Source organism: Paraglaciecola sp. (assembly GCF_030730205.1).
In the GTDB taxonomy this organism is placed as follows: Bacteria; Pseudomonadota; Gammaproteobacteria; order Enterobacterales; family Alteromonadaceae; genus Paraglaciecola.
This window is the reverse complement of record NZ_JANQVQ010000026.1, coordinates 1-5,841: the sequence shown is the minus strand read 5'-3', so window position 1 is coordinate 5,841 and position 5,841 is coordinate 1. Positions and strand designations below refer to the sequence as shown.

Here is a 5,841-nt window from a genome sequence, read left to right as displayed (position 1 = left end):
TCATTAAAACCTGTAAGTTGGGTTAAACACTGAGCAGATTCACTTAATCAAAAATTCGGGGGTATTCCCCCCGTGACCAAACTGGTAAATTAAGAACGTTTTGAGGATACCACTCAATGTTAAAAACAAAAACCTTAATTTAAGCCATAAAGAGGTTAATTTACTTCTGTTACTGGATACAAAAGCACTGCGTTTAAGGCAGCATACTCCGTAACATCCAGGCGGTTTTTTCGTGCACATTTAGCCGCTGGGTTAAGATATCTGCCGTGGGTTGATCGTTCGCAGCATCAACCAGTTCATACAGTGAGCGGGCTGTTCTTGCGGTCGCTTCCTGGGCTTTCACCAGATGTTTTAGCATCTCAGTAGCAGTAGGCACACCCTCAATTTCCTCAAAGCTGGCTAACTTAGCGAATTCTTTATAAGTGCCGGGAGCCGGGTGGCCCAGTGCACGGATCCGCTCTGCGATATCATCCAGCGCATTCCACTGCTCGGTATATTGCTCCATAAACATATTGTGCAGGCCATTAAATTGCGGACCTGTCACATTCCAGTGAAAATTATGCGTCATCAGATAAAGCGTGTAGCTATCGGCCAGTAATTTTGACAGACCCGCTGCAATTTGCTTACGGTGTTCGTCACTGATCCCAATATCAGGATTCTGTAATCCAGCTTTTTCATTACTCATCGTGTTTTCCTTGTTTTTTCCGACATACATAAAAATAACCGTTTTAGTCGCCACTCCGGCACTATCATTGATTATTGAGGCTTTACCGCTACCACCTGACAGACCGCGGCCATGCCATTGTGTCCGGTGCCTTCGACCACTTCCCGTTCACATGCCTGTAGATGTGACATGGTCAGGCCTTTGAGCTGTTCATCGAGCATACAAAGGCTATACAGCATCTTAATATCCTGTGGGCCACCGGTTTTAAAACTTAGTTGTTCAGGCCGGTAAAACTCGCCAATAAAAAGCCCGTCAGGTCGCAGCGCTGTTTTAATTTGCGCAAATACCCGATCCCGGATGGCTTCTGGTAAATGCATAAAAATAGCGACGATAAGATCCCATTTCTCTTCACCAAGCGCATAGTTCGCCAAGTCACCCTGTTGCCAGCGTACCTTTACGCCGGCTTTGTCTGCCAGTCGGCGACCTTTATCCAATGCCACCATTGAGATATCGACGGCGGTCACATCATGACCTAATTGCGCCAGATAAACGGCATTTCGTCCTTCACCCTCGGCTAAACACAGCACTTTTGAATTTGGCTTGATTCTAGCTATCTGACTGACCAAAAAGTCATTTGGCATTTCGCCATACACATAGTCTTCCTGAGCATAGCGCTCATCCCAAAATGTAGAACCGGACATATCTTTCCTTTTTAACTTTATTACGACGACTTAATCCCGAGCTCAGCAGACTGCGGGTCAAAATGATAAGCATAAAAAACCACCGGGATGACCACTAAGGTCAGTAAGGTGGAGATAAAAATACCAAAGATTAATGATACTGCTAGGCCACCAAAAATGGGGTCGTCCAAAATAAAGAACGCGCCCAACATGGCTGCCAATCCAGTTAGAATGATTGGGCGGGCCCGCACGGCGGAAGCATGAATAACAGCGATTTTCAGTGCGGTACCCGCTACAGTTTGCTGCTGAATATAGTCCACCAGCAAGATTGAGTTACGGACAATAATGCCGGCAAGGGCAATCATGCCAATCATCGATGTGGCGGTGAAGGCTTGTTGCATTATCCAATGTCCTGGCAATATCCCAATTAAGGTTAGCGGAATGGGCGCCATAATAATCAGCGGCACACCGTAAGATTTAAATTGTGCCACGACTAATAGATAAATCAGCACTAATCCCACCGCATAGGCTAATCCCATATCGCGGAAGGTTTCATAGGTTATTTGCCATTCACCGTCCCATTTTATGCCTGGTTGGGTAGATGCTTGCGCAGGGGCGATAAAGTGCTGCTTGAGATCAGGTCGTTGCTGCTTCAGGTGCTTACTGATTTCAAGCATGCCGTACAACGGGCTGTCGCTGCCACCGGCTAGATCCGCAGTGACAAAGACGACCGGTCGCAAGTCTTTCCGATAAATTGTTTGTTGTCTTGATGTGGTTTCAATGCGGAGCAACTCACCTAGTGGCAAAGTGGTACCATCTCTTGTCGCAATGGGTAATTGCAATAATTGTGTTAAGTCTGCTAGCTCAGCCTCGGCTAAGCGCAGCGAAATCGGTGTGAGTTGATAGTGCTGTGCTGAGTATAAATACCCGGCAGCCTGACCGCTGATGGCAAGTTGAATGCTTTGATTAATGTCACTAACCGCCACGCCGAGTAAAGCCGCTTTTTGTTGATCAATCTGGAACAACCAACGGGTCTGGGCGGCTTCCTGAGTTGAATCAATGTCGGTAACATGGCGAGTTTTGGCGAAGAATTGTTTGAGCTCAGTAGCAATAGCTAACTGGGTGGCATAGTCTGCGGCGTACACTTCGGCTACCAGAGGTGCCATCACCGGTGGCCCGGGTGGGACTTCGACCAATTTTATGCTACTGCCTTCTGGCACCATGATCTGTGAAAGCTGTTCGCGAATTTGCAAGGCGATGGTATGACTTTGCTGATCACGCGCTGTGTGCGGATAAAGGTTAACCTGAATATCGCCATGCCACGGCTGTTGGCGTAAATAATATTGCCGGACCAAGCCGTTGAAACTAATCGGTGCCGCTGTACCGGCATAAGTTTGTAAATGCGCGACCGCAGGATGTTGTAGTAATTGCTGGCTGATGTCGTTAAGCACTCGCTGCGTTTGCTCAAGGGTGCTACCTTCAGGTAAGTCAACAATGATTTGAAACTCGGATTTATTATCAAAAGGTAGCATTTTTAGCACTACAGCTTGTTGTTGTACTAACAACATTGAACTGAATATCGCAATAAGTAGCGCCAATAACAGCAGTAACCGATTACGTTTACCCTTCTGTTGGTCTAAAAAGGGTAACATCAGCCGCTTAAATAGCCGCTCACTGCCAGCGGTTGAGGTGTCGTGATGTGCGTCCTTCGGCTGATAATTAGCAAACACTTTATAAAATAACCAGGGCGTGAAGATAAAGGCGACCAGTAACGACAATAACATTCCCATGCTGGCGTTAATCGGGATTGGGCTCATATAAGGCCCCATCAAACCCGACACGAAGGCCATCGGCAACAGCGCCGCTACTACGGTAAAAGTTGCAAGGATGGTCGGAGCACCAACCTCATCAACTGCTTTAGGAATGGCCTCTAGCAGACTTTGCTTACCCTCCAGCCAATAGCGATGCAGGTTTTCCACCACAACGATGGCATCATCGACTAGAATGCCGATCGAGAAAATTAAGGCGAACAGTGACACCCGATTTAAGGTAAAGCCGTAAGCCCAGGACGCAAAGAGTGTCAGAGCCAGCGTAATAATCACCGCCATACCAACCACGAAGGCTTCTCGCCAGCCAAGAGCAAAGCCAACCAACAGTACGACTGAAAGCGTGGCGAATAACAATTTTTTAATCAGGGTGTCGGCTTTTGCTTTCGCGGTCTCGCCATAGTTTCGACTAACCGTGTAGCGCACGCCATGCGTCAGGTAATCGTCACTCAGTGCTATCAACCGCCGTTCAATGGCCTGAGTCACTTCAACCGCATTCACGCCCGGTTGTTTGGCCACATACAAGGTGACTGCAGGGTATTGGAGTAGTTGAGTGTCGTCAGATCCTGCGCCGATATCGCTTTTGTCAACGCGCACGATATGTTGCACATAGCTGGTTGGTTCAGCAGGTGCAAGATTAACGGCAGCAATGTCACCTAAATACACCGGTACTTTGCCGTTTTCGGTTTGCCTGACGGCGATAATAAGTCCAGCTACGTCTTCAGGTGTTCGCAGCGGGTGGCCGGATTCTAATAAAATCTGTTGTTTCTGCTCCAGCATTCCCATGTGCTGGCTAAGCCCCTGGCTTTGTAATAACGCAGCCTGCACACTAGCCAAGTCAAGCTGGTAGGCTGCCAGCTGCGCCACATTAAAACGCACTAACAGCGACTCGTGGGTATCACCTATGGGATAAATATCACGAGTGCCCGGTACTTGTTGTAGTTGTTCCGCCAAACTACGTGCCGCAGCACTGAGTTGGCTGTGAGTTACCGTCTCTCGATCTCCCCACAGCGTGACCGCAAATACGGGCACATCATCTATTCCTTTAGGTTTAATTAAAACCGGGCCAATACGGCTATCTGCAGGTTGCCAGTCTGAATTAGCATAAAAAGCATTATAAAGACGAACTAGTGCATCGGTGCGGGGCTCACCGACTTTAAATTGCACGGTCAAGACGGCCATGCCGGGTTCAGATACCGAATAGATATGTTCAATACCGGCAATTTCAGCAACGATTTTCTCGGCAGGCACAGCGACCTGTTTTTCCACCATGGCGGCACTGGCGCCGGGATAGGCGATAAACACATTGGCGAAGGTGACTTCAATTTGTGGCTCTTCCTCGCGTGGGGTCACCCAAACGGCGAAGGCACCAAGTAAAAAACCGACCAATGCCAACAAAGGCGTAAGTTGATTTACTCTAAAAAAACGGGCCAGCTGACCGGCAATACCAAGCGACTTAGTCATGCCAAACTCCTGCTATTCCATTATCGCTGAGGGTTGTTGACCCGTTGCAGGCAGTGACGCATTGGCTATAACTCGATCGCCTGCTACCAAACCGGACAGGACTTGTAGTGTACTATCAGGCAACTCCTTTACCCGGACTGGCTGTAAGATGCGACCACTAGGAGAGGCTAACCACACGGCTAGCATTTCGCCCCGTTTTACTAGCGCGAGCTTGGGGATAACCAACATAGTGTGCTCTGCTATTTTTAGCTTCAAACGATGCCAACTTCCAGGATAAAGACCATGTTCTCGATAATCACCCTGAGGTAAATCAAGCCGGAATAAAAAGCTATGGCCAAGCCGATCAGCTTCCGGAGCGATTTTAAGTTGGATGTTGTTAAGTGGAAGTACCGTGCCATCCTGCGCAACCAATTGTGACATAGTTACTTGCTGGGCTGCAGCCACGTGTTGCTGCGAGAGTTGGCCACTTATTCGCAAGTGCTCCAGACTTAATCCCCGAATTAAAGGTTGTCCGGGATTAGCCAGTTCACCTAACTCGACAAAACGTTGCTGGACAATGCCAGTATACGGAGCGCGCACCACGGTTTGTTCCAGTTGTTCAGCTGCCGCCATTAATGCTGCCTGGGCTTGTTGATGTCTTGCTTTGGCAGCGGCGAAGTTAGCATTGGCCTGATCCAGAGCGGATTTAGCGACCAGCCCTTGTTCATGTAGTTCCGTGATCCGCCGTTGCTCTTTTTGCATTTCATCAAGCCGAGTTTGGGTTTCGTTGGCCTGCGCCTGAGCTTGTTTAAACCGCGCTTGCTGTTCGATATCAGTAAAGCGCACGATGACGGCGCCTTGTAAAACCATATCATTCACATCATAAGGAAGTTCAGTGATACGTCCCGAGGTTTGTGCTGAGACTGTCGCAGACGAGATGGCTTCAATCGTTACAGGCAGTGTTAGCCATTGTGGTTTGGTTTCTTGCTGCACGGTTATCCAAGTCTCAGCAATGATTGTCGACGAGACCCAATAAAGACAAAAAAGAAACATAAAACGTTTAGAAAGCATGGCCAACTCCTTCAACACACGCCTGTTATAGACACTTAGATTATAGTATTACGCAAACTGCAGTAAACCTTAATTAAGAATTTTCTCAAGTAATGTGAAGATAAATGACAACTTGCATAAGTTTAGCTACATGAGCCAGCTTTTATGTGGGCCTGGA

4 protein-coding genes are annotated in these 5,841 nt (G+C 48.0%); all 4 read right to left on the bottom strand.

Translation table 11 applies throughout. From position 1 onward, the window contains the following. Positions 1-193: 193 nt before the first annotated feature. A complete protein-coding gene (locus NWQ57_RS02295) occupies positions 194-685 on the bottom strand; it encodes a Dps family protein (RefSeq protein WP_306020376.1) in 492 nt (163 codons plus the stop codon). A gap of 71 nt (positions 686-756) precedes the next feature. After that, positions 757-1,365, bottom strand: a complete 609-nt coding sequence (locus NWQ57_RS02290; protein WP_306020374.1) for a cyclopropane-fatty-acyl-phospholipid synthase family protein — start codon at positions 1,363-1,365, stop codon at positions 757-759. Between the two features lie 20 nt (positions 1,366-1,385). Continuing rightward, on the bottom strand, positions 1,386-4,634 hold the full coding sequence (locus tag NWQ57_RS02285; protein WP_306020372.1) for an efflux RND transporter permease subunit: 3,249 nt from the start codon (positions 4,632-4,634) through the stop codon (positions 1,386-1,388). Between the two features lie 12 nt (positions 4,635-4,646). Next, positions 4,647-5,684 carry an efflux RND transporter periplasmic adaptor subunit gene (locus NWQ57_RS02280; protein ID WP_306020370.1) on the bottom strand — a complete coding sequence of 346 codons (1,038 nt, stop codon included), beginning with the start codon at positions 5,682-5,684 and terminating at the stop codon, positions 4,647-4,649. Positions 5,685-5,841: the final 157 nt, after the last annotated feature.